This is a genomic window from Fundidesulfovibrio magnetotacticus, assembly GCF_013019105.1.
Lineage (GTDB): Bacteria > Desulfobacterota > Desulfovibrionia > Desulfovibrionales > Desulfovibrionaceae > Fundidesulfovibrio > Fundidesulfovibrio magnetotacticus.
This window is the reverse complement of record NZ_BLTE01000011.1, coordinates 64155-84984: the sequence shown is the minus strand read 5'-3', so window position 1 is coordinate 84984 and position 20830 is coordinate 64155. Positions and strand designations below refer to the sequence as shown.

Annotated in this window: 18 protein-coding genes; 1 reads left to right on the top strand and 17 read right to left on the bottom strand. The window is 69.0% G+C overall.

All coding sequences use genetic code 11. The features are described 5' to 3' along the window. Nucleotides 1–53: 53 nt before the first annotated feature. The 15 genes from NNJEOMEG_RS12560 to NNJEOMEG_RS12490 all read right to left on the bottom strand — a co-directional run bounded on the left by NNJEOMEG_RS12560 (nucleotide 54) and on the right by NNJEOMEG_RS12490 (nucleotide 18181). Nucleotides 54–629, bottom strand: coding sequence for a D-sedoheptulose-7-phosphate isomerase (locus NNJEOMEG_RS12560; protein WP_173084950.1), 576 nt, complete (start codon nucleotides 627–629; stop codon nucleotides 54–56). Further along, nucleotides 626–1882, bottom strand: coding sequence for an oligosaccharide flippase family protein (locus NNJEOMEG_RS12555; protein WP_173084949.1), 1257 nt, complete (start codon nucleotides 1880–1882; stop codon nucleotides 626–628). Before NNJEOMEG_RS12555 ends, NNJEOMEG_RS12560 begins: the two co-directional genes overlap by 4 nt. Beyond that, a complete protein-coding gene (locus NNJEOMEG_RS12550; protein ID WP_173084947.1) occupies nucleotides 1879–4839 on the bottom strand; it encodes a serine/threonine-protein kinase in 2961 nt (986 codons plus the stop codon). The genes NNJEOMEG_RS12555 and NNJEOMEG_RS12550 overlap by 4 nt, the downstream gene beginning before the upstream one ends. After that, nucleotides 4836–6398, bottom strand: a complete 1563-nt coding sequence (locus NNJEOMEG_RS12545; RefSeq protein ID WP_173084945.1) for a DUF2079 domain-containing protein — start codon at nucleotides 6396–6398, stop codon at nucleotides 4836–4838. Before NNJEOMEG_RS12545 ends, NNJEOMEG_RS12550 begins: the two co-directional genes overlap by 4 nt. Next, entirely contained in the window at nucleotides 6391–9306 is a 2916-nt protein-coding gene (locus NNJEOMEG_RS12540; protein WP_173084943.1) for a putative glycosyltransferase family protein, read from the bottom strand. Before NNJEOMEG_RS12540 ends, NNJEOMEG_RS12545 begins: the two co-directional genes overlap by 8 nt. 112 nt (nucleotides 9307–9418) lie before the next feature. After that, the gene (locus NNJEOMEG_RS12535) at nucleotides 9419–10582 is read right to left on the bottom strand and encodes a glycosyltransferase (protein ID WP_173084941.1); all 1164 of its coding nucleotides are present in this window, start codon (nucleotides 10580–10582) and stop codon (nucleotides 9419–9421) included. A gap of 5 nt (nucleotides 10583–10587) precedes the next feature. Beyond that, nucleotides 10588–11547 (bottom strand): GDP-L-fucose synthase, encoded by a 960-nt coding sequence (gene fcl / locus NNJEOMEG_RS12530; protein WP_173084939.1) that lies wholly within the window; start codon nucleotides 11545–11547, stop codon nucleotides 10588–10590. Nucleotides 11548–11644: 97 nt separating this feature from the next. Next, the gene (locus NNJEOMEG_RS12525) at nucleotides 11645–11980 is read right to left on the bottom strand and encodes an Hpt domain-containing protein (RefSeq protein WP_173084937.1); all 336 of its coding nucleotides are present in this window, start codon (nucleotides 11978–11980) and stop codon (nucleotides 11645–11647) included. A gap of 32 nt (nucleotides 11981–12012) precedes the next feature. Continuing rightward, entirely contained in the window at nucleotides 12013–12672 is a 660-nt protein-coding gene (rpe, locus tag NNJEOMEG_RS12520) for a ribulose-phosphate 3-epimerase (protein WP_173084935.1), read from the bottom strand. Next, nucleotides 12669–13121, bottom strand: a complete 453-nt coding sequence (gene ahbA / locus NNJEOMEG_RS12515; RefSeq protein ID WP_173084933.1) for a siroheme decarboxylase subunit alpha — start codon at nucleotides 13119–13121, stop codon at nucleotides 12669–12671. The genes rpe and ahbA overlap by 4 nt, the downstream gene beginning before the upstream one ends. 31 nt (nucleotides 13122–13152) lie before the next feature. Further along, on the bottom strand, nucleotides 13153–13677 hold the full coding sequence (locus tag NNJEOMEG_RS12510) for a class IV adenylate cyclase (protein ID WP_173084931.1): 525 nt from the start codon (nucleotides 13675–13677) through the stop codon (nucleotides 13153–13155). Between the two features lie 6 nt (nucleotides 13678–13683). Further along, entirely contained in the window at nucleotides 13684–14904 is a 1221-nt protein-coding gene (gene ahbD, locus NNJEOMEG_RS12505) for a heme b synthase (RefSeq protein ID WP_173084929.1), read from the bottom strand. A gap of 4 nt (nucleotides 14905–14908) precedes the next feature. Next, nucleotides 14909–15907, bottom strand: a complete 999-nt coding sequence (hemB, locus tag NNJEOMEG_RS12500; protein WP_173084927.1) for a porphobilinogen synthase — start codon at nucleotides 15905–15907, stop codon at nucleotides 14909–14911. Nucleotides 15908–16463: 556 nt separating this feature from the next. After that, the gene (gene ahbC, locus NNJEOMEG_RS12495; RefSeq protein WP_173084925.1) at nucleotides 16464–17645 is read right to left on the bottom strand and encodes a 12,18-didecarboxysiroheme deacetylase; all 1182 of its coding nucleotides are present in this window, start codon (nucleotides 17643–17645) and stop codon (nucleotides 16464–16466) included. A 101-nt stretch (nucleotides 17646–17746) separates the two neighbouring features. After that, the gene (locus tag NNJEOMEG_RS12490; RefSeq protein WP_173084923.1) at nucleotides 17747–18181 is read right to left on the bottom strand and encodes a hypothetical protein; all 435 of its coding nucleotides are present in this window, start codon (nucleotides 18179–18181) and stop codon (nucleotides 17747–17749) included. 312 nt (nucleotides 18182–18493) lie between these two features. Here NNJEOMEG_RS12490 and NNJEOMEG_RS12485 point away from each other — a divergent pair, with 312 nt between their 5' ends. Beyond that, nucleotides 18494–19465 (top strand): LysR family transcriptional regulator, encoded by a 972-nt coding sequence (locus tag NNJEOMEG_RS12485; RefSeq protein WP_308464641.1) that lies wholly within the window; start codon nucleotides 18494–18496, stop codon nucleotides 19463–19465. Nucleotides 19466–19708: 243 nt separating this feature from the next. Here the strand turns inward: NNJEOMEG_RS12485 and NNJEOMEG_RS12480 are convergent, their stop codons facing one another. Together NNJEOMEG_RS12480 and NNJEOMEG_RS12475 are read right to left on the bottom strand one after the other, a co-directional pair. Beyond that, nucleotides 19709–20437: a hypothetical protein gene (locus NNJEOMEG_RS12480; protein ID WP_173084919.1), complete on the bottom strand. Its 729-nt coding sequence runs from the start codon at nucleotides 20435–20437 to the stop codon at nucleotides 19709–19711. A gap of 53 nt (nucleotides 20438–20490) precedes the next feature. Beyond that, the gene (locus NNJEOMEG_RS12475; RefSeq protein ID WP_173084917.1) at nucleotides 20491–20826 is read right to left on the bottom strand and encodes a hypothetical protein; all 336 of its coding nucleotides are present in this window, start codon (nucleotides 20824–20826) and stop codon (nucleotides 20491–20493) included. Nucleotides 20827–20830 lie beyond the last annotated feature (4 nt).

Below are 20830 nucleotides of genomic sequence, written 5' to 3'. Positions count from 1 at the left end.
TTCATTTTGAAAAACATCATCATGTTTTTCAAAATCGCGACACGAGCGGGCAGCTACCCTCTGCGCGTGGCCACGATGGAATCGAGCAGGCAGTGGCAGATGGAATGGTGCAGCACCTCCACCAGGCCGTAGGAGTTCACGGGCACGTGGAAGTTGCCGTCTCCCAGTGAGGCCAGCGGGTTTTCCGGGTCGAAACCCGAAAGGGTGAGCACCAGGCACTGGCGCGAGCGCGCTGCGGACACGGCGCGCAGGATGTTCTCCGAGCGCCCCGAGGAGCTGATGGCCACCAGCACGTCGCCCGGATCCGCGAACATTTCCACGGGCTTCTCGAAGAGGTGGGCGTAGCCGTAGTCGTTGCCGATGCAGGTGAGCCCGGAGCTGTCGTTGAAGGCCACGGCGCGCATGCCGCCGGTCTTCCAGAAGTCCGTGGCCATGTGGGAGGAGATGGCGGCCGAGGCCCCGTTGCCCACGAACATGAGCTTGCGGCCCGTGGCCGTCTGGCCGTGGAGGATTTCGGCGGCGGCGGCCACGCCGTCGGGCAGTCCGCAGACCGCGTCGCCCGCGCGGTAGGTGATGTCGCGGGTCAGCTGACAGAGCGAGTGGTAGAATCCTGCGGCGGCGCTTTTCATGCGTGCCCTCCTTGGGGATGGTCCTTCCTGCGCGAGGTTAGCAAAAACCACGCCGTTGTGGCCACCAGGATAAAGCTCACGGAATACAGGAGCATGCGGGCCACGTCCATGGCCGTGGCGTGGTTGAGCCACGCCAGCAGGGCGAACAGCGCCACCCCCGTCCCCTGCACCCACATGAACTCGAAGTCGCCCCTGGCCTGGGAGTAGACGAAAAGCACGTTGGCGGCCGCCAGCAGGGCCATGGCCGCGCTGATCACGGCCAGGAGCGGCCCGGCCTGGGTGTACTGCGCTCCGAAGAGCACCCCCACCACCGTCTCCGAGGCCACGCCGCACACCAGGGCGAACCCGCCGCCCAGGAGCACCGTGAGCCCCAGCGACATCCAGAGGCTCTTGCGGCCTGACTCGCCGCTGGCCTTGGAGGTGACCGCCTCGGTGAAGAGCACGCTCAGAAGCACCGAGGGGCCGTAAAAGGCGATGCGCCCCAGGATGGCCGCCGTGGCGTAGAGCCCGGCCTCCTCGCCGGGGCAGAAGTGGCGCACCAGCACGAGGTCCAGGTTGTTCAGGCACATGGTCACCACCGAGGAGACCACCATGGCCAGGGCGTAGCGCCCCACCTCGCGGTGGAAGCCGTCCGGCAGGGGCTCGGGGGCGACGGGATAGAGGTCCTTGAGAAAGAGAAACGCCAGGCCCGCCTGGAAGAACATGCCCACCAGGCCGCAGAACATGGCCCCGGAGACGCCCTGACCCAGCCAGACCAGAAAGACGAGACTGACCACGAAACGCATGCAGGCGTTGCTCGCGCCGGAGAGCCCGTACCCGGTGAAGCGCTGGAGCCCCTGGAGCATGCCCCAGGGCACCGGGGCCACCAGGGAGAGGGCCACCATGCACGTGAGGATGTACACGGGCAGCATGTCCGTGAGGTGCAGGAAGTCGCGCAGCAGGTGGCCGAAAGCGAAGCCCGCCGCCAGGGCCAGACACGCCGCCACGAGCGACACCTTGACGGCCTTGCCGAAGAGCCCGCGTACGCGGCCCATGCCCTCCAGGGCGAAGCCCGCCGTGAAACGGGCCATGATCAGGGGCACCACGCCCAGGGGCGCGGAGAGGATCACGGTGGAGGAGTTGAGGGCGTTGAAGCTGCCGTATTCGTCGGGCGTCATGGAGCGCCCGGCCGTCAGCTGAAAGAGATAGTTGAAGATGTTCCCCGAGTTCATGAGCACGAGGATGATAAAATTCTGCTTGAGGAAACGCTTCACGCGTCGCTCCCGGGAATGGTGAGGAGGTCCGGCCTGGACCGGGTGGCCCAGGCCGCGAGGACAAGCCACATGCCGCACAGCCCGGCGAACTCCGAGAGAGGGGCCAGGCCGACGAGGCGCAGCAGGGCCGCCAGGCACACGGCGGCCGCGAACCCGCAACAGTAATGGAGCGACGCCCTCTTGGCAACCTTGGGCCACTTCCGGCCCATCCTTGCCCGCAAACCGCGCCACGCGGGGACCGCCGCCAGCGAACCCGCCATGGCCGCATGCCGCGCCTCGGCAGCTCCCAGGAAGAGCCCGGCCGCAAGGGAGCAGGCCATCACGGAAGGCCAGAGCCAGCCCGGCGCGCGCCGCGCGCCCGCCTCGGGCACGGCGTCCAGCCACCCGGCGAGCGCCCCGGCAAGGCGCGCCCCGCGCCCCCCGCGAAGCCCCAGCCAGCAGAGACCAAGCACGCCCAGCACGGTCAGACCCGCCACGAGGCGTCCCGATCCGCGCGGGGCAGCCGCCCCGCCCTCTCCCGGCGCGCGCGCCAGGGAGTCCAGCGCCGGGGCGTCCAGACGGTCCAGGAGCAGGGCTTCCACCTCCAGCCAGGGATTCCTGGGGAAGGACACCGCACCCTGTCCCGGGGGCAGCTCCAGCGCGCCCAGGGGCATCCAGCGGGCGCTGGCGGCCATGGCCGCCGCGCCCCGGGCGTCCAGGCCCCGCAGGGAGCGCGCCGCGCCACCGGCCTGGAGCAAAGACTCCGCGCCCAGCACCTGGGGCCACGTGGCCAGCCGCTCGCCGGAGGCCACGGCCCGGGAGCACTCCAGCGCCGCGCCCGGGCGGCCGCCTTCCAGCTCCAGGCTCAGGCTCGCGCCTTCCGGCAACTGGGGGAGCAGCATGGCCATGCGCGCCCCGGAGGCGGGCAGCGGCGTGCGCAATTCCCGGCCCGCGCCGCGCAGCACGAGCACGGGGGCGGGGTCGTCCACGGTCCAGGCCTCGGTGGAAAGATCGGCCGCGAGCCAGCGCGCGCCCGGGGGCAGCTGCGAAGGCGCGAAGGCAAGGGCGCGGGGGCCTTGGCGCGTGGCGCGCGCCTCGCGGGTTTCGGGAAAGAGGTAGCGGGCCTCGTAGAGACCGCGCCGGGGGGCGTCGGCACGGGAGCGCTGGAGCACCGCGCGCCCCAGGGTCACGGTCATCTCGCCTTTGCCCAGGGCCTCGAAGCGCACGCGCACGCCCTCCACCCGGGCCGGGAGCCTGGGCAGCACGGCGGGCAGGCCCGGCTTCACGGCCACGGCCACCTCCTCGCCCGCGCCCCAGGCCTCCAGGCGCACGGCCCCCAGGCCCTGGCGACGCACGCCCAGCTCCAGCCAGAGGCTCACCACGTCGCCGGGCGCGGGGGTGAAGGCCGCCCCGGTCTCCAGGGAGAGCCCTTCCCGGCAGGTGACGCCCAGGCCGTCGGGCTCGGAGGCGAAGCGAGCGCGCGGCCCGGCCTTGAGCAGCTCCGACGCGAACGCCGGGTGCACCCCCGGGCGAGCCCGGCCCCCGGGCTCGCCCAGGGAGGCGAAATCCACGGACCAGAGGGGGTCCTGGTCCACGAAGCCGTCTGGGCGGTCCATGTCGCAGTCGGCCCCGAAGCTGGCGCAGCGCTCCACCGTGGCGGCCAGCAGGGCCGGCACGTCGCGCCGGGGGGCCACCCGGGCCAGGCGCGCGCCCTCCAGCTCCAGCTCGAAGGACGACTCGGGGGCCTGGGGCGACCAGACCACGTTCAGGGAGGCCGGGGCCATGTCCTTCCAGGGGGCCTCGCCCAGCACGGAGAGGTTGGCGGCCAGCTCGCCCCGGCCGGCGAACACTTCGCGGGCGCGCGCGGGCAGGTCCCTGGGCAGGCCGTCGCGCGTGAGCTCCGGGGGCAGCCCCGAGGGCACGAAGAGAATCTTCTCCACGTTGCGCGCGGCCACCACGCGCTCCTGGTCCTCCCGGAAGAACATGAGCGCGAGCTCCTTGAGGCGCACGCTTTTCGTCCCCGGGGCCATGGCGCGCAGGTGGCGGCCCACGTAAAGACGCAGCACCGAGCGGCCGTCGCCCAGCTCGAAGGTGCGCTTGGGCAGGGCGTACCAGTCCAGCACGGTGCGGCCCTTGCCCTCGGGGTCCAGGGAGACCACGAGGTTCACCTGCACCTGCTGGCCGCGAGAGAGCACCACGTCCACGGCCCCCACGCCGGTGAGGTCGCGTGCGAAGCGGCGCTGCAGAAAGGTGGAAGGGCCGTCCTGGGAGTAGCGCCAGGTGTCGTCGGGAGCGCGGTCCAGCCAGCGGGAGAGCTGGTAGCGCAGGCCCTTGGACGCCCAGGGGGCCTGAGCCACGTCCGCGCCTTCGCGGGCGGGGGAGTCCACCCATTCGGGGTCCAGGCGGTCCACGGTCTCCAGGGGGTCGGAGACGAACACGGCGCGGCCGTCCCTGCCCTCCAGCACGGCGGCGAAGCCCAGGCAGGCGGGGCGGGCGGAGTCGAAGAGGTAGTCCAGGCGGGCCTCGTTGTAGTCCGCGAGGGCGAGCCCGTCTCCGGGACCGGCCAGCCGGGCCAGGCGGGGGGCCTCCCCGGCCCGCGAGGCTTCCGGCGCGGAGGCCCGGGACGCGCCCGAGGCGGGCGGCGCGGGTCGGCCCTGGCCGGGCGCGGCAGCCGCCGTGGCGTCCGGGGGTACCGGCAGGGTCTTCTGGGCCAGCACGCGGGCGTACTTCACCTTGCGCAGCGCGGCGCGGGCGAAGAGTTCCCCGGCGACCGGGGTGGCGTCTCCGGGCCAGAGCGTGGCGGGCAGCGCGAGCGCGGCCCCGGCGGACTCGGCCGCACGCGCGGGCGCGCACGCCAGCAGGAGCGCCCAGGCCAGCACGCAGGCCAGCGCCCGACCCGGGAAACAGGCCGGAACACGGCCCCGGGCAGGCAAGAGACCCCGGACCCGTGAGGCAGGCGGCCTGTCCAGGGGGCTCATGGGGTCCTCCGCTTGAGGATCAGGAAGCCGTCGTCGTCCACGAGGGTGTCGAAATCCTGGCGCGCGCGCTCCAGGTCGTCGCGGAAGCGGGCGGCCACTTCCTGATCGCGGCAGGCTGCGCCGTCCCAGTCGCAGCCCTTGTCCACCACGTACCAGGGGCGCTTGAGGTCCAGGACCACGTACTGGGCCAGGCTTTGCGTCACGGGGAAGTCCGGCTTCTCGCCGGTGAGCACGAAGTGGCGGAAATCGCGCAGTGTGGCCGCGCCCGGGTTCTGGGCGCGGTGGGGCTCGAAGACGGCCATGGGGAAGCTGTTGGAGAAGTAACGCGAGACCACCTTGCCCCAGTTGAGGCTGTTCTGGGTGATCACGGTCACCGCGGGGTCGTCGGGGATGGTCTGCTCCAGGGTGCGGATGATGCGCGTGTCGCGGGCGTCGGGCCAGTAGCCCGAGAAGCCCCCCGCGCGCCAGAAGCGCACCGAAAGCGGCGACGGCGCAAGGGCCATGTGCCCGGCCAGGAGCACCAGAAGCAGGATTCCGGCCCAGCGGTCCAGGCGCGCCCGGCGGGAGTGGATCATCTCCACGGCCACGGGCAGGCCCTGGGCGAAGGCCGCCAGGAAGGGCGCCACCAGCCCGGCTGTGTAGTGGTTGGCGAAGGAATAGTAGTCCGGCCGTTCGGAGAGCAGCGACAACGCCAGCACCGGAGCCGCGACCACCAGCGGCCCGGGCGAGAGCAGCGGCACGAAGGCCAGGGAGCCGAAGAGCGCCAGCAGGTACTTGAGCTTTCCGGGGTCGCCGAACACCTGGCCCAGCACGGAAAAGGGATGGGTGAGCACCCACCAGATCTTGCCCAGCACCGAGGCTCCGCCGATCCAGGCGAAGGCCCCGGCCGAGGCCCCCACGCCCGCGTCCATGGTGTAGAAGGGGATCAGCTTGGCCGTGGACACCCAGAACCACGCCAGACCGGCCACGAAAACGAAGGCCCCGGCCGCGCCGCCCCGGCGGCAGCCCACCAGGTAGAGCCCGCAGGCCGCGGCCTGGATGGCGAAGGTCTCCTTGATCAGGCACAGGCACAGGGCCGCCAGGGCCGCCGCCCAGGGCCGTCCGGCGCGCACCATGAAGAAGAACCAGAAGCCGATGGGCACTGCCAGGTGGTCGGGGTGGAAATCGAAGAGACCGTTGTGCCACACGGCGAAGAACCCGAAGTAGGCCAGGGCCGGAAAGACGCCGTAGCGGCTGGCGATGGCGGGCAGCGGCAGGGAGAGCATGAAGGCCTGGGCCACCATGAGCCCAAGGGGCTGGAGCCAATCCGGCAGGGGCCGGATGAGCCACGAATAGCCCCAGAGCACGGGCTGGATGTGGCCGTTCAGGGCCCGCCACCACTCGCCCCCCTGGCTCATGGCCGTGAGGTTGCACACGAAGACGCCCAGGTCGAACACCGTGGAGCGAAGCGCCAGGTAGCGCATGCAGGCCAGGGCCGTGAGCAGCCCGAAGAGGACGATGCCCATGGTCCATGGCCAGCGCGGATTCTCCTCCGGGATGATGCCCAGGCGGCTATGCATGGCCCCTCCGCCGCGCGAACGCCGCGCGCAGGCCCAGCAAGGCCAGGGCCGCAAGGCTCAGGCCCGCCGTGAGCGCCGAGACGCACAGACCCAGCAGATAGTAGCGCTGGGGCCGAAACTCAACGAGCACTTCGAGATCCACCCCGCCCGTGGGATTGGGACGGGCGTAGCGCGCCCTGTCCGGCCCCAGGGACTCCAGCAGGGCCGGGTCCAGCCACCAGACGTTGCCGAAACCGCCGGCCTTCCAGTGGAACAACGCGGGCCAGGAGAGGGCCAGCCCCTCCTGCTGCCCGGAGGCCTTCCACTGGCCGGACGAGAGGGGATCGAATTCCGCCCCGGACCGCAGGGGCGCGAAGCCGCCCTCGCGCCATCCGGCCGCGAGCCCAGGGTCGGGCAGGTTGTCGTTCTGCACGGCCCCGAAGCTCTCCCGGGAGACGAAATCCACCCGGAAGGCCTGGGAGTCGCGCCCGGCCACCCGTCCGCCCTGGCCGTAGTGCACGATCTCGCGGCGCTTCTCCAGCCCGTCGCCCAGGGTGCTCACGCGCCCCGTATCCAGGTAGCCCGCCAGCTCGGCGGGCGTGGCCTGGTCCAGCTCGTTGCCCGCCAGCGCCCGGTAGCGGCCGAGGAGCCCCCGCGCTTCGGGATCCGGGGCGGAGACGGGCAGCAGGCTCAGGGACCAGCCGTCGTGGAAGGTCTCCTGGAAGAGCAGCGGGAAGCCCCCCTTCACGCCGTGCAGGCGCACCAGACAGCGCGTGGGGCCGAGCCTGCGGAACTCCGCCGAGGGCGGGGCCAGGGGCTCGCCCGCGAAGACCAGGGCCTGGCGCTTGCCCGCGCGGTCCGAGACGAAGGCCCGGCGGCTCACGCCGCCCATGGCGCGGCCCAGCAGGTCCAGGAAGCGGGGGTCGTCCCCGGCGGCCACCAGGGCCTGTCCGGGGCGGTAGAAGTCGAGCCCGGCCACGTCGGGGAGCACCTGCGCCGTGAGGTCGGCCCCCTGGCCCGAGGCGTCGGCCACGGCCAGGAGCCGGTCCGAGGCCAGCACTTCGGGGGCGGCCTGGGGATTGTAGTAGACGTCCACGGTCTCGAAGCCGTCGAGCTTGCGCAGGCCCTCCTGCAGGGCCAGGGCGCGGTCCAGCACGGGCTTGTAGTTCTTGAAGCCGTCCACCTGGGGCTCGCCCCGCCAGAGGGGCTGGAAGTCCTGGTAGGAGATGAAGAAGTCGTACTTGGGGTAGACGAGGTATTTCACCGAGGCCAGGCCGAAGAGGCGGTCCAGGCGCGCGCCGGGCTGCTCGGCGTAGAGCGAGGCGATGATCTCGGCCCCCAGGGGGTTGTTGTAGAAGGCCAGGAAGAAGGGCTTGGGCGAGTAGGCCGAGGACCACTCGTAGCCGTAGGGCGAATCCCCGGGCCAGCTGATGCCCACGGGCGGCAGGTAGGCCACGCGGAAGCCCGCGCGCTGGTCGCGCAGGAAGGCGTAGACGTGGGCGTCCTCGGGATGCACGGGTGTGTGCTTGAGGCGCAGCGGCTGGGGAACCTTGTCCTTGGGCGAGTCGTCCAGGAGCTGCTGGCCCCAGAAGGGCGAGACGAACACCAGCACGAGCGCGGCCATGGCCGCGCGGATCAGCCAGGGCCGCCGCGCCCCGGACTCCTCCCAGCGCTGGGGCAGCTGGAAGGCCAGCAGGGCGTAGGCCGTGACGATGAGCGGCAGCCAGCGCGTGGTGTTGGAAAAGGCCGCGAAGAGGATGGGCACGGCCCCCTTGAGCAGCCCCTGGTAGAAGGCGATGCCCAGGGGCGTGCGCGAGCCGCCGGCCAGGAGCACCCCGACGGCGGCCACCAGCAGAAGGCCGCCCGCCTCCTCGCGTCCGCGCCGGGCCAGGAAGGAGCACAAGGCCAGCCCCGCCAGGACGGCCGAGGCCGCCACCCAGGGCAGGCGCAGGCCCCGGGGCTGATGGTAGGCGTATTCGGTGTCCATGCCCGGGCGCAGGTCCAGGCGCAGGGCCGCGTCCACGGGCTGACTGGTGGACTGGTGGAACGATTCGCGCATGGGCAGTTCGGTGTCCACCGTCACGTCGCCCTTGGCCGAGGCCGAGAGCCCCCAGCCGTGCCGGATGGCCCCCTTGCCCAGGTAGTCGGCCAGGAACGGGGCCATGAAATGGATGTTCATGCAAAGGGCCAGGGCGAAGACCATGCCCGTGGAGGCCGCGAGCCGCCCCCGGCCCGGCCCCCGCGCCAGGAAGTACAGGCCCAGGAGCCCCAGCATGACGGCCGCTCCCACGCCCACGCTGGGATGCAGGGAGGTGAGCCCCAGCAGGAGCCCGCAGGAGAGCACGGGCACGGCGCGGATGCGCCCGGCCCGGGCCGCGTCGGCCAGGCGGAAGAAGGCCAGGAGCAACAGCGGAATGAGGGCGTAGCCCGCCAGCATGGGCATGTGCCCCGCCACCACGCGGCTGAAGGCGTAGGGCGAGAGCCCGTAAAGCACGCCCGAGAGCGTGGCGTTGAACCAGTTCAGGCCCAGCCTGCGCGCCAGGGGCAGCATGGCCAGGCCCGCCCCCAGCACGAAGGCCAGGGGCAACAGCTTGGACATCCACTCGCCGCCGATCCCCGCCAGAGGCGTGATGAGCTGCCAGTAGACCAGTTCCAGCTTGAAGTAGTGGTAGCGCCCGGTCTCGAAATAGGCGTCCCAGGTGGAGAAGTGGTGGTCCGCCATGGAGCGGTACTGCTCGGCGAAGCTGGGCACGCCCCAGTCCCAGGTGTGGCCCACCAGCCCGGGGCGGGAGAGCACCCCGGCGAAGGAGACCGCGCACAGGGCCGCCACGGCCAGGGCGGCCAGCCACGGCTTCAGGCGCTCCGGCACGGCGCGGCCCGGCTGCGGAGCGTCGGTCGCGGCCGCCTGCGTCTTCAGGCGTTCAGGCACGGCGCTCCCCCCGGCGATGGCTCGGGCTTGCGGTGCGGCGTCGGGAAGGAAGCCATCGGCTGCCAAAGGGCCGCGCCCTTCGGAATCGCTTGCGGCTTCGGGGTCCGGCGCGTCACGTCCTCGCCCTGAAGGACTCGTCGAACACCCGGTCCAGGATGGCGGACCAGGAGTAGGACGCCATGTAGGCCAGGGCGTTCTCGCGCATGGCGCGCCAGCGGTCCGGGTCCTCCAGGATGGAGGCCACGGCGTCGGCCATGGCTTTTGCCTCGTAGGGGGCCACAAGCCCGGCTTCCAGTGCGGCCACGTCCTTGTGGATCTCGGGCACGGGGGTGATCACCACGGGCAGGCCGCAGGCCAGGTAGTCCTTGACGCGGCTGGGGTCGGCCCATTGGGAGAGGTTGTTGGCCGAAGGGCGGTAGAGGGCCAGGCTCACGTCGTAGCCCGGGAGCATGGCCAGCACCTCGGCGTGGGGTTTGGCCCCGTGCAGGACCACGCCCTCGCCCAGGGCGGCGAGCCGGGGCTCGAAGGGCTGGTAGACCACGCCGTCCTCCACGGCCTCGTGGGGCGTCTTGCCGATGACGTGGAGCGTCACGCCCGGGCAGCGCTCGCGGATGAGCGGGAAGGCCTCGATCACCAGGTCCACACCCTTGGAGGGGGCCAGCGCGCCCAGGAGCACCAGCTCCGAGGGCTTGCGGCCGGTCTTGTCGGGCAGCACCACCTGCTCCAGGTTCACGCCCACGGGCACGAGGATGTTCTTCGCGTCGGGCAGGCCCTGGGAGCGGCGCACCTCCTGGATGCGGGGGGAGATGTTCCAGGCCGCGTCGCAGTGGCGCACGCAGAAGCGGTCCAGCCAGTGGTAGACTGCGTTGAGCCACTTGTTGGAGAAGCGCTCTGGCATCCAGTCGATGGTGTAGAAGATCACGAAATCCGTGCGGCCCAGCCACTTGAGGAGCACGCCCACCACGGTGTTCAGGGGGTCGGCCCCCAGGTAGACGTCGAAGCGCCCGCCCAGGCGGAAGAAGTACCAGAGCGTGAAGAGCACGTCCTTCACGTAGGTGGCCAGGGCCGGGAGCGCCCAGCCGCCCTGGCGGACTTCGCGGCGCGGCGCGCCGTCGCGGTATTCCTTGAGGCACGAGCGGCGGTCCTGGCAGTAGTGGAAGGGGTGGTAGATCACGCCCAGCTTCCCGGAGCGGGAGGCCAGATAGTTCTCCACGGCCTCGCTGGGGCCGGAGAGGTCCGTGACGTGGCTGACGAGCACGATGGATTGAAAACGCATGAGCTTCACGCCCCTCCGAAGTCGCGCCTGGTGCGCATGGATTCCAGGTGGTCCAGGTACCAGCGGTAGGTGCCGGCGATGCCCTCTTCCAGAGGGATGGAGGGTTTCCAGCCCAGGGCCGTGAGGCGCGACGCGTCCAGGAGCTTGCGGGGCGTGCCGTCTGGCCGCGAGACGTCGAAGACCAGCTCGCCCGTGAAGCCCACCACGCGGGCCACCATCTCGGCCAGTTGACGGATGGTCACCTCCTGGCCGGCGCCCACGTTGATGAACTGCTCCTCGTCGTAGTGGTCCATGCAGTGGAGCACGGCCCGGGCCAGGTCGTCCACGTGGAGGAACTCGCGCATGGCGTTGCCCGTGCCCCAGACGGCCACCGAGGGAGCCTTTGCCATCTTGGCCTCGTGGAAGCGGCGCAGGAGGGCCGGGAGCACGTGGGAGTTCTCCAGGTCGAAGTTGTCGCCGGGGCCGTAGAGGTTGGTGGGCATCAAGCTCACGGCGTTGAAGCCGTACTGGCGTCGATAGGCCTGGCAGATCTTGATGCCCGCGATCTTGGCCACGGCGTACCACTGGTTGGTGGGCTCCAGTTCGCCGGTGAGCAGGTGCTCCTCGCGCATGGGCTGGGGCGCGAATTTGGGGTAGATGCAGGAGGAGCCCAGGAACACGAATTTCTCCACTCCAGCGCGCCAGGCGGCGTCGATGACGTTGCACTGGATGATGGAGTTGTTCCAGATGAATTCGGCCGGAAAGGCGTTGTTGGCGTGGATGCCGCCCACCTTGGCGGCGGCCAGGATCACGGCCTTGGGGCGTGCCTGGTCCATGAAACCGCGCACGGCCGCCTGGTCCGTGAGGTCCAGCTCGGAGCGGGAACGCACGATGATCCGGGCGTCGCCTCGGGACTCGAGGGCGCGGACCACGGCCGAGCCCACCAGGCCCCTGTGTCCGGCCACAAAGATGGGTGAATAGCTCACTTGGCGTCCATGGATAGGGATTGGAAACGCGCGCCTCTTAGCACGCCCCGGCCCGGTTGGCTAGAGGGGGAAACCCGCGTCAGGTCTTGCTTCTGGCCTAGGACCCGTCCAGAAAGGCCGCCAGCCCCAGGCTGAGGATCGCCACCCGCCCGGCCAGGACGTCCATGGGGGCCGAGGCCGCCAGCTCTTCGATGCGTCGCGCCCGGAGGGCCTCGTCGTCCAGCCCGGCGTTGAGCAGGCTCCCCTTGAGGCTGTGCGACCAGTGGGAGAGCGCCGCGCGGTCGCCGGTGGCGCAGGAAGCCGCCAGCCGGGCCAGCCCCTGGGCCACGGCCTTGCGCGAGGTGGCCACCAGGTGGTCCACGCTCTCCTCGGGGAGCCCGAAAGCCACACGGAAGCGCTCCCGCACGCGGCGCTCCTGAGCGCCGTCACGCACGCGGCGCGCCCCCGGACTTTCGCGAACGGGCTTCAACGCGGGGCCTCCGCCGCCTCCCGGAACGCGGCGTAGCGCTCGCCGTAGGGAGGCCTGGAGAAGAAGGCCGAACCGGAGACCAGCACGTCCGCCCCCGCCTCCACCAGCTCCCGGCAGTTTTCCAGGCACACGCCGCCGTCCACCTGCACGAGCGTGGAGAGCCCGCGCGCGCGGATGCGCCGTTTGAGTTCGCGGATCTTGTCCATGCTGAAGGGGATGAAGGATTGTCCGCCGAAGCCGGGGTTCACGCTCATCACGAGCACCATGTGCAACTGGGGCAGGAGGTAGTCCACCATCTCCAGGGGCGTGGCCGGATTGAGCGCCACTGCGGGCTTTGCACCCAGCCGGGCGATCTCGGCCACCACGCGCTCCAGGTGCGCGGTGGCCTCGGCGTGCACGCAGACCAGGTCCGCGCCCGCGTCGGTGAACTCGTGCAGGTAGCGCTCGGGGCGTTCGATCATCAGGTGCACGTCGAAGAAGAGCTTCGAGCGCCCGCGCAGGGCCTTGATCACCGGGGGGCCGAAGGTGATGTTGGGCACGAAGAGCCCGTCCATCACGTCCCAGTGGACCCAGTCGAGCCCGGCCTGTTCCAGGGCGGCCAGCTCATCCGCCAGGCGACCGAAGTCCGACGAGAGCAGCGAGGGGGAGAGGATCATTTGCCCTCCATGGCAAAGTCCACCTTGATCTTGAAGAGCCTCTCGGCGGGCAGATTGAGCACCGCGATGCCCGTGTCGCGCTTGATGCCCGCCAGGGCCTCGCGCACGTGCTCCATGGAGGGGCCCACGTAGGTGAACCAGACGTTGTAGGCGTGTTGCCGCAGATAGTTGTGGGTGACGTTGGGGAGCTTGTTCACCACGGCCACGAACTCCTCCACCCGGTCTTCGGGCACGCGGGCCGCGCAGAGCGTGGACTGCCAGCCCAGGCGGTCGGACTGGAAGTTGGCCCCCATGCGCCTTATCACGCCCTTCTGCTTGAGCGCGCGCACCCGGGCCAGCACCTCGGCCTCTGTGAGGCCCACCTCGGCCCCCACGTCTGCATAGGGGCGCTCCGAAATGGGAAAGCGCGACTGGATCACGTCGAGAATCTTGCGGTCGAATGCGTCCATGGGTGGCTGATAGCGGATGGACGGGGCGTTGTCACGCCGCGCCTTCCCGCCCCCGGAACAGGTCCGCGTAGGCCCCGGCCACCAGCGCCGACGGCGCGACGCCCAGGCGCTCCATGAGCGCGCGGGCCTCCGCCATGCCGGTTTCGGCGGACTCGCCCTCCTCCAGCACCACCTCCAGCTCCAGGAAGTCGCCCAGGCCCTCCACCCGGTCCAGGTGGATGCGCGTGCGGCCCGCCAGATAGAGCGTGCGCAGCTTGCGCACCCGCCCCGCCTCCCCCAACGCCAGGGCCAGGGTCCCGCGCAGCGAGCCGGGGCTGTCCGTGGGCGTGCGCGTGTAGAAGGACTCCTTGGGGCCGCCTTTGTCCTCGCGGCGGTAGAAGATCAGCTCGCCCCGGCCGTCCCCGAAGTCGCGCAGCTTGAGCCGCCCGGCGGGGCAGACGAAGAACGTGTCGTCCTGCCCGATCAGCTCGGGGCCACGGTCCGCGAGGGCAGCCGCCAGGGGTTCCAGGGCCGCCAGGCTCTCAATCCGGGCCTTGATCTCCACGTTGCGCGCCACGCCCGCCTAACCCTCCCCGCCTCCGCGTTTGGGCTCGTAGGTGCACAGGGGCTCGGGGGCCATGGGGTCGCCCTTCATGGTCCAGGCGCGGGCGCGGCAGCCGCCGCAGACCTTGTGGTACTCGCAAGGGCCGCACTTGCCCTTGTAGGCCTTCTGGTCGCGGAATTTCAGGAACCACTCGGTTTTGGCCCATATCTCGGGGAAGGGCGTCTTGAGCACGTTGCCGCAGTCCAGGTCCAGGTAGCCGCAGGGCTGCACCGTGCCGTCGTGGGAGATGAAGCAGAAGCCGATGCCGCCCAGGCAGCCGCGCGTCATGGCGTCGAGCCCGAAGGTGTCCGGGGTGACGCTCACGCCCTCCTCCCGGGCGCGCTGGCGCATGATCCGGTAGTAATGCGGCGCGCAGGTGGCCTTGAGCTGCATGGAGGTGGTCTTGCGGAAGTCGTAGAACCAGCCCAGCACCTTCTCGTACTCCTGGGCCGAGATCACCTGGGCGGCGATCTCGGAACCGCGCCCCGTGGGCACCAGCAGGAAGATGTGCCAGGCGCTGGCCCCCAGCCGCTCGCAGAGTTCAAAGATCTTCTTGAAATTGTGCAGGTTGTTTTTGGTGACCGTGGAGTTGATCTGGAACTCGATCCCCGCGGCCTTCAAATGCTCGATGCCCTGCAACGCCCCCGCGAAGGCCCCCTGCTGGCCCCGGAACTCGTCGTGGGTGGCCGCGTCGGGGCCGTCGATGGAGATGGAGCAGCGCTGGATGCCCACCTCCTTCATGCGCCGGGCGTTCTCGGCCGTGATGAGCGTGCCGTTGGGGGCCATGACGCAGCGCAGCCCCTTGGCGTTGGCGTAGGCCACCAGGTCGTCCCAGTCGGGGCGCATGAGGGGCTCGCCGCCGGTGAAGATGACGATGGGGTCGCCCACTTCGGGGAAGGTGTCGATGAGCGCCTTGGCCTGGGCGTTGGTCAGCTCGCCCGGGTAGGGCTCGAAATGCGCCTCGGCCCGGCAGTGCTTGCAGGCCAGGTTGCAGCGCCGCGTGATCTCCCAGGCCACCAGGCGTACCGGCGGCGCGCCGTTGGGCAGCAGCTTGGGCTTGCCGCCCGCCGCTCCCCCTGGATGGCCCCCCGGATGGCCCAGCCCCGTGTGACCCGCCCCCGGCGAACCGGCCAGCTGGCCCCCCTGCCCCGGATGGCCCCCCGCCAGTCCCCCGGGATGTCCCTTCGGATGCCCCTGCATGTGCCTACCCCTGCAGACGCGCCAGCACGTCTTCGGTGAAATACGTGAGGATCAAATCAGCCCCGGCCCGCTTGATGCCCATGAGCGATTCCAGCACCACCCGCTCCTCGTCGATCCAGCCCAGCTGCGCCGCAGCCTTGATCATCGAGTACTCGCCGCTCACCTGGTAGGCGGCCACGGGCAGGTCGAAGGCGTCGCGCACCTGCCGGATCACGTCCAGGTAAGGCCCGGCGGGCTTCACCATCAGGAAGTCCGCGCCCTCGGCCACGTCGGCGGCCGCCTCGCGCAGGCCCTCGCGCCAGTTGCCCGGGTCCATCTGGTAGCTTTTGCGGTCGCCGGACTTGGGCGCGCTCTCTGCGGCCTCGCGGAACGGACCGTAATACGCGGATGCATACTTTACGGCATACGACATGACCGGAAGCTCCTCGAACCCCGCGCCGTCCAGCACCGAGCGGATCGCCGCCACGCGGCCGTCCATCATGTCCGAGGGGGCCACGATGTCCGCCCCGGCCTGGGCGTGCGACAGGGCCGTGCGCGCCAAAAGCTCCAGCGTGGGGTCGTTGAGCACCCGGCCGTCGTCGTCCAGCAGCCCGCAATGGCCGTGCGAGGTGTATTCGCAGAGGCAGACGTCCGTCACCACCACCAGCTCCGGGAACCGCGCCTTGAGCGCGCGCACCGCCCGCTGCACCACGCCGTCCTCGGCGTAGCCCTGCGTGCCCGCCGGGTCCTTGCGCGCGGGGATGCCGAAGAGGATGCACGCCTTCAGGCCCAGATCCACCGCCCGCGCCACGCGCTCCACAAAGGCCTTCATGCCCAGCTGGTTCTGGCCCGGCATGGACCCGATGGGCTTCACCATGTCCTCCGGGCCGGTCTCGGCCACGAAGTAGGGCATGATCAGGTCGTCGCGCGTAAGGCGCGTCTCGCGCACCAGGTCGCGCAGGGCGGCCGTGCGGCGCAGGCGGCGGCCACGGTGGAAATCGTAGGTATAGGCAATGGATGGCATGTGGTCGCTCTCCTCTAGGATGATGGTCGGCCGGAAAGCCGGCGCTTTGCGTCGCCCCCCCCGGCACTGCGCAAATGGCCGTGCGGAAAGAAGCCTCCGGCGGCCAGAGAGGGCGCCGCCCTGGACCCGCTGGGGGGATGACCCCCCCAGACCCCGCATTTGCTTCGCGGGCTTCACCGGCTACGCGGTACAGGGGCGCGGCTCGGCAGCAGACACCCGCCGGGAACGCGCTCAAAGCAGCGCTTATCCCGGCGGACCGCCATCGCCGCAAGCGGCGATGCGCGAGGAATCTCAATAAAAAACCCAAGCCAAAGATCTTCATCCAGCATCTGGCGCGAAGCGCCACGGCCCCCCGCGCGGGGATTCGCGGCTTTGCGCGAATCCCCGCGCGACAGGCGACGCAGCCGCAAGGCTCTAGCCGGTCCCGGCAACACAGTCCTTCCCGGTGAAGCCCGCGAAGCGGAGAGGGAGTCCAGAGGGCGTAGCCCTTTGGCCGCCGGAGGCATATTCTCCGACCACCCTGCCGCCCGACCCCGCCGCAACGCTCGCCGTGCTACTACTTCGCGATTTCCGCGTCGGTGAGGTAGCAGGCGGGGTCCTGGGCCCAGACGTCGCCGTAGTAGGCTTCGGCGCGGGCGCGGAAGTTGCCGCCGCAGATGTTCAGGAAGCGGCAGGTGGCGCAGCGTCCGCCCACGTACTTCTTTTTGTCCTTCAATTTGGCGAGCAGTTCGATGTTCGGGTCGTCCCAGATTTGCGAGAAGGGGCGATCGAGAACGTTGCCGAAGGTGTGGATTCGCCAGAACTGGTCGGCGTGGACCTGTCCGTCCCAGGAGATGCAGCCGATGCCGCGTCCGGAGTTGTTGCCCTCGTTGTACTGGAGCAGTTCCATGACTTCTTCGGCGCGCTTGGGGTCTTCCTTGAGGAGTCGGTAGTAGATGTAGGGTCCGTCGGCGTGGTTGTCCACGGTGAGGACTTCCTTCTCGTGTCCGGCCTGGAAGAGGTCGCGGGTCTTGTCGAGGATGAGGTCGACCACCTGGCGGGTTTCGGCGTGGTCGAGGTCTTCCTTGATGAGTTCGGAGCCGCGCCCGGAGTAGACGAGGTGGTAGAAGCAGATGCGGGGCACTTCGAGGTCGCGGATGAGGTCGAAGAGGCCGGGGATTTCCTGCCAGTTGCGCTTGTTGATGGTGAAGCGCATGCCCACCTTGAGGCCTTCGGCCTTGCAGTTCTCGATGCCCTGGATGGTCTTCTTGAAGGAGCCGGGCACGGCGCGGAATTTGTCGTGGACTTCTTCGAGGCCGTCCACGGAGATGCCCACGTAGGAGAGGCCGACGTCCTTGAGTTCGCGGGCCTTTTCCTTGGTGATGAGGGTTCCGTTGGTGGAGATGACGGCGCGCATGCCGCGCCCCACGGCGTGGTGGGCCAGTTCCACGAGGTCCTTGCGCACGAGGGGTTCGCCGCCGGAGAAGAGCATGACGGGCGCGCCGTACTGGGCGAGGTCGTCGATCATGGTCTTGGCCTGGTCGGTGGAGATGGGGTCTCCGCCGTCCTCCCCGAGGGCCTTGGCGTAGCAGTGGACGCACTTGAGGTTGCAGCGCTGGGTCATGTTCCAGACCACCACGGGCTTCTTGTCCTTGGAGAACTGGAGCAGGTGGGAGGGCAGCTTGCCGGAATGGCGGCCGTAGCGCAGGGCGTCGGAGGCTTCCACGGTGCCGCAGTAGAGCTTGGAGATGCCGATCATGGTGATGTCCTTTCGAGCTTGGGGTGGGGCGGTGCTAGCAGATTTCGCCCCGGTGCGCAAAGGACCTGGATCACATTTCGGAGGGCGGGGGCGGCGGCGGATCAGGCGGAAGGCGAGAGGGAGTCCACGTACCGCGCGAGGGTGTCGCCGCCGACGCCGAGCAGGCTGTGCATGACGGCGAGGGCGCTGACCGGGGCGTCCTTGCCGGGGATTTGCCGGGCGATGTCGGCGGCGAAACGCAGCCTTTTCCTTGCGCCGACGAGGTAGTCTTCGCAAGCGGCGAGCAGAGCACGCCGTGTAACGCGGCGGCCTATTTTATTCTGGAGCACGCAGGAGACGAGCATGTGATGAAGCATGTCCACATCGATCCGCATGTTGTACACCTTCAGATTATTCCTTAAATGCTTGAAGTGAGTGCATCCTGAAAATGCGATGGCGATAGTGAAGACGACAAAGCCGATACGCTGCGCAGTATCGGCTTGCTCGGAACACCTTGAAGTATGAAAAGCTTTAAATGAAATTCGATCTATCGACATATATGATGCAAACACGCCGAAAAGGGGCCAGAGCGCTGCAACCAATTTGCACTTGCGACATCCGGAGTGAAGACCGCAACAAACATCAGCAAGCGCCGGAGAGTGTTCCCCGCACGAACCACAATACTTGATTACATTGTCTACTATATTAAAGACACACTCTTCCTTCCCGTTTGCCACAATACTGAACCTTGTATCACACACCCGAAACTCCGCATTCACATCTTAGGTACAACATACGACAATATACTTGCCAGAATCTACCCGCAGGATGTAAACAATGCTGGACAATAAGTCCAATACAGACAGGGCATGATAACTATGCTGCAATCGAATGCTTTCTCCTTTGACCTCAACATCCTTCCCCACCTGCTCATACTACTGAAAGAGAGGCATGTTTCCCGCGCCGCCAGGACGATCGGCATCAGCCAGCCTGCCATGAGCCGCCTGCTGGACAAGGCGCGGCGTTCCTTCGAGGACAACCTGCTTGAACGCAACTCCGGCGGACGTTCAGGTGGTTATGTTCTAACGCCGCTCGGCAGGCATCTGCTTCACACCCTTGAAAAACAACTTTCGGAGCTTGCAGCCATCACAAAATATAAAGCATTCGATCCGCTATGCAGCGACCGCACCTTCTGCATAGCATCATCGGAAATCGAGTCACAGCTGTACATCCCTGTATTCGCTGGAAGGCTCTGCGAGGCCTCCAACAGGGTGCGCGTCATCATCACCCAGGCGGACGCCAACACGCTCGACCTGCTCGACAAAAACGAGCTCGACGCCGCCTTCTGGCTCAATCAGGTGCCCGCAAGATTCTCCCGGGCGCACCTGCTGCAGAGCAAGCTGGTCTGCCTCGTGGGGCCGAACCACCCTCATGCGGGCGACGCCTTCACGCTTCACGAATACGCCGCCTGCCAGCACGTGCGCACCTACCACCCGGCCGAGGGGCCGAACCTGGTGGAACATTACCTCCTGCCCCACGGACTGGAGCGCCAGGTGGTGGCCTATTCGCCGCACCTCTTCGCCTCGGCCCAGATCGCCGCCAGCACCTGCCTGGTGGCCACCGTGCCGCTGCTCATCGCCACCACCCTGGCCAAGGCCACTGGAACGCGCGTGGTGGACGCGCCCTGGGAAATCCCACCCCTGGACCTCCATCTCATCTGGAATTCCAGCATGGACGAAGACCCCGGCCTGGCCTGGCTGGTGAACGGGATGCGCGCCAGTTCGCGCCATCTGCAACTGTCGTCCGCGGACGGCAGTTGCATCAACCTTGCCCTGAGCTGAAGGGTTCCGACTCCACCCGCAACACCCAGGCCCCGCGGGCGTCGCTCGCAAGACGCAGTGGCTGACGCCCATCCTTGCCTGAAATGGCCCAGGCAAGGGACGGGCCCGCCGTGAAGCGGGCCGCCGCCGTGTCGCGCCACGGTTCCCTGCTTCTGCGCGCGGGCCAGGGCTCCATGGCGCGCCAGACAGGCGCGCCCAAACGGGAAGCGCCCGCCGGGATGGGTCCGGGCGGGCGCTCCTGGGCTAGTTGACCAGGTTGGAGCTCTGCAGCGGCTGCTTGGGCGGCGGCGGGGGCGCGTGCTCCACGGGTACGGACACCGGGGCCAGCGTGGCGCCCGACACCTGGAACTGCATGCCGCCGTTCCACTTCTTGATGGGGCCGCCCGTGTCGTGGGCAATGGCGGTCATGATGGACCACAAAGGGTCCTGGGGCAGGCGCGACTCGCGCTTGAAGAAGATGTAGTCCGCGCTGCGGCCCGGGTCCATGCGTCCGGACTGGGCCATGGACCAGATGCGTTGCCCGGAGTTCACGTCGAAGATCTCGAAGGAGATCGACACCGCCGACTCCGCCCGCGTGCCGCCCGCGTAGATGTAGGCGATGCGCCCCGTGACCACGCAGTCGGCCCCCCTGTCGCGCGCCACCAGGATGGCCTGCTCGTTGGAGAGCATCTCCTGCGAGGGCTCGTAGAACAGGGCTGGGAACACCTTATCCTCCAGCCAGGTGTTGGTGAACACCTCCGTGAGCTGCTTGGAGAGATGCCGGGCGTTCACCACGTCCTGCTGCACGGTGAAGGGCAGCACCACGGCTTTGAAGGGGCGCGTGGGCGCGTTCATGGGCTGGACGAAGATGCTGGGATTGTTGCGCTTCACGTGCACGTCCACGTAGAGCACGGACTGCTCCGCCATCTTCGGCTCGTAGGCGCATGCCGAAAGGGTGACGGCCAGCGCCAGAACCATGGCGATTCGTTTCATCGTAAGCCTCGCGGGGTGTTTTACCAGGTCGCAAAGCAAGAACCGGACCCGGATCATTGCGGCCTGGAAGTGGGCGACGGCGCGGTGGACACGGTGTCCATGAGCTGCGTCTTGGAGTGAATCAGGCTCTCGCGCAACTCCAGCCGCTTCTTGAGCGGCAACATTCTGAACTCGGGCTTGGCCGTGAGCTGGTCCAGCTGGTCCATCTCCTCTCGGATGCCGCGCACGCGCTCCTGGAAGGCAGGCTCCTCGGGCCACACGCGCGCCGCGATCTCGGCCAGCTCGCGCATTTCGCGCGACAGGTCCAGGAAGGCCGCCGGGGCCGTGTCGCGCGCCTGCCTGCGCAGGGACACCAGGTTCTTGAACCGCTTGACGATCCAGGAAAACATGCCG

What these genes read in the sequence shown, in the direction of transcription:
- ahbD (WP_173084929.1), bottom strand. Translation starts at nt 14,904, where the DNA reads ATGCAGGGGCATCCGAAGGGACATCCCGGGGGACTGGCGGGGGGCCAT.
- NNJEOMEG_RS12545 (WP_173084945.1), bottom strand. Translation starts at nt 6,398, where the DNA reads ATGCATAGCCGCCTGGGCATCATCCCGGAGGAGAATCCGCGCTGGCCA.
- NNJEOMEG_RS12535 (WP_173084941.1), bottom strand. Translation starts at nt 10,582, where the DNA reads ATGCGTTTTCAATCCATCGTGCTCGTCAGCCACGTCACGGACCTCTCC.
- NNJEOMEG_RS12560 (WP_173084950.1), bottom strand. Translation starts at nt 629, where the DNA reads ATGAAAAGCGCCGCCGCAGGATTCTACCACTCGCTCTGTCAGCTGACC.
- NNJEOMEG_RS12550 (WP_173084947.1), bottom strand. Translation starts at nt 4,839, where the DNA reads ATGAGCCCCCTGGACAGGCCGCCTGCCTCACGGGTCCGGGGTCTCTTG.
- ahbC (WP_173084925.1), bottom strand. Translation starts at nt 17,645, where the DNA reads ATGATCGGCATCTCCAAGCTCTACTGCGGCACCGTGGAAGCCTCCGAC.
- NNJEOMEG_RS12490 (WP_173084923.1), bottom strand. Translation starts at nt 18,181, where the DNA reads ATGTCGATAGATCGAATTTCATTTAAAGCTTTTCATACTTCAAGGTGT.
- ahbA (WP_173084933.1), bottom strand. Translation starts at nt 13,121, where the DNA reads ATGGACGCATTCGACCGCAAGATTCTCGACGTGATCCAGTCGCGCTTT.
- NNJEOMEG_RS12480 (WP_173084919.1), bottom strand. Translation starts at nt 20,437, where the DNA reads ATGAAACGAATCGCCATGGTTCTGGCGCTGGCCGTCACCCTTTCGGCA.
- NNJEOMEG_RS12485 (WP_308464641.1), top strand. Translation starts at nt 18,494, where the DNA reads ATGATAACTATGCTGCAATCGAATGCTTTCTCCTTTGACCTCAACATC.
- rpe (WP_173084935.1), bottom strand. Translation starts at nt 12,672, where the DNA reads ATGATCCTCTCCCCCTCGCTGCTCTCGTCGGACTTCGGTCGCCTGGCG.
- NNJEOMEG_RS12475 (WP_173084917.1), bottom strand. Translation starts at nt 20,826, where the DNA reads ATGTTTTCCTGGATCGTCAAGCGGTTCAAGAACCTGGTGTCCCTGCGC.
- hemB (WP_173084927.1), bottom strand. Translation starts at nt 15,907, where the DNA reads ATGCCATCCATTGCCTATACCTACGATTTCCACCGTGGCCGCCGCCTG.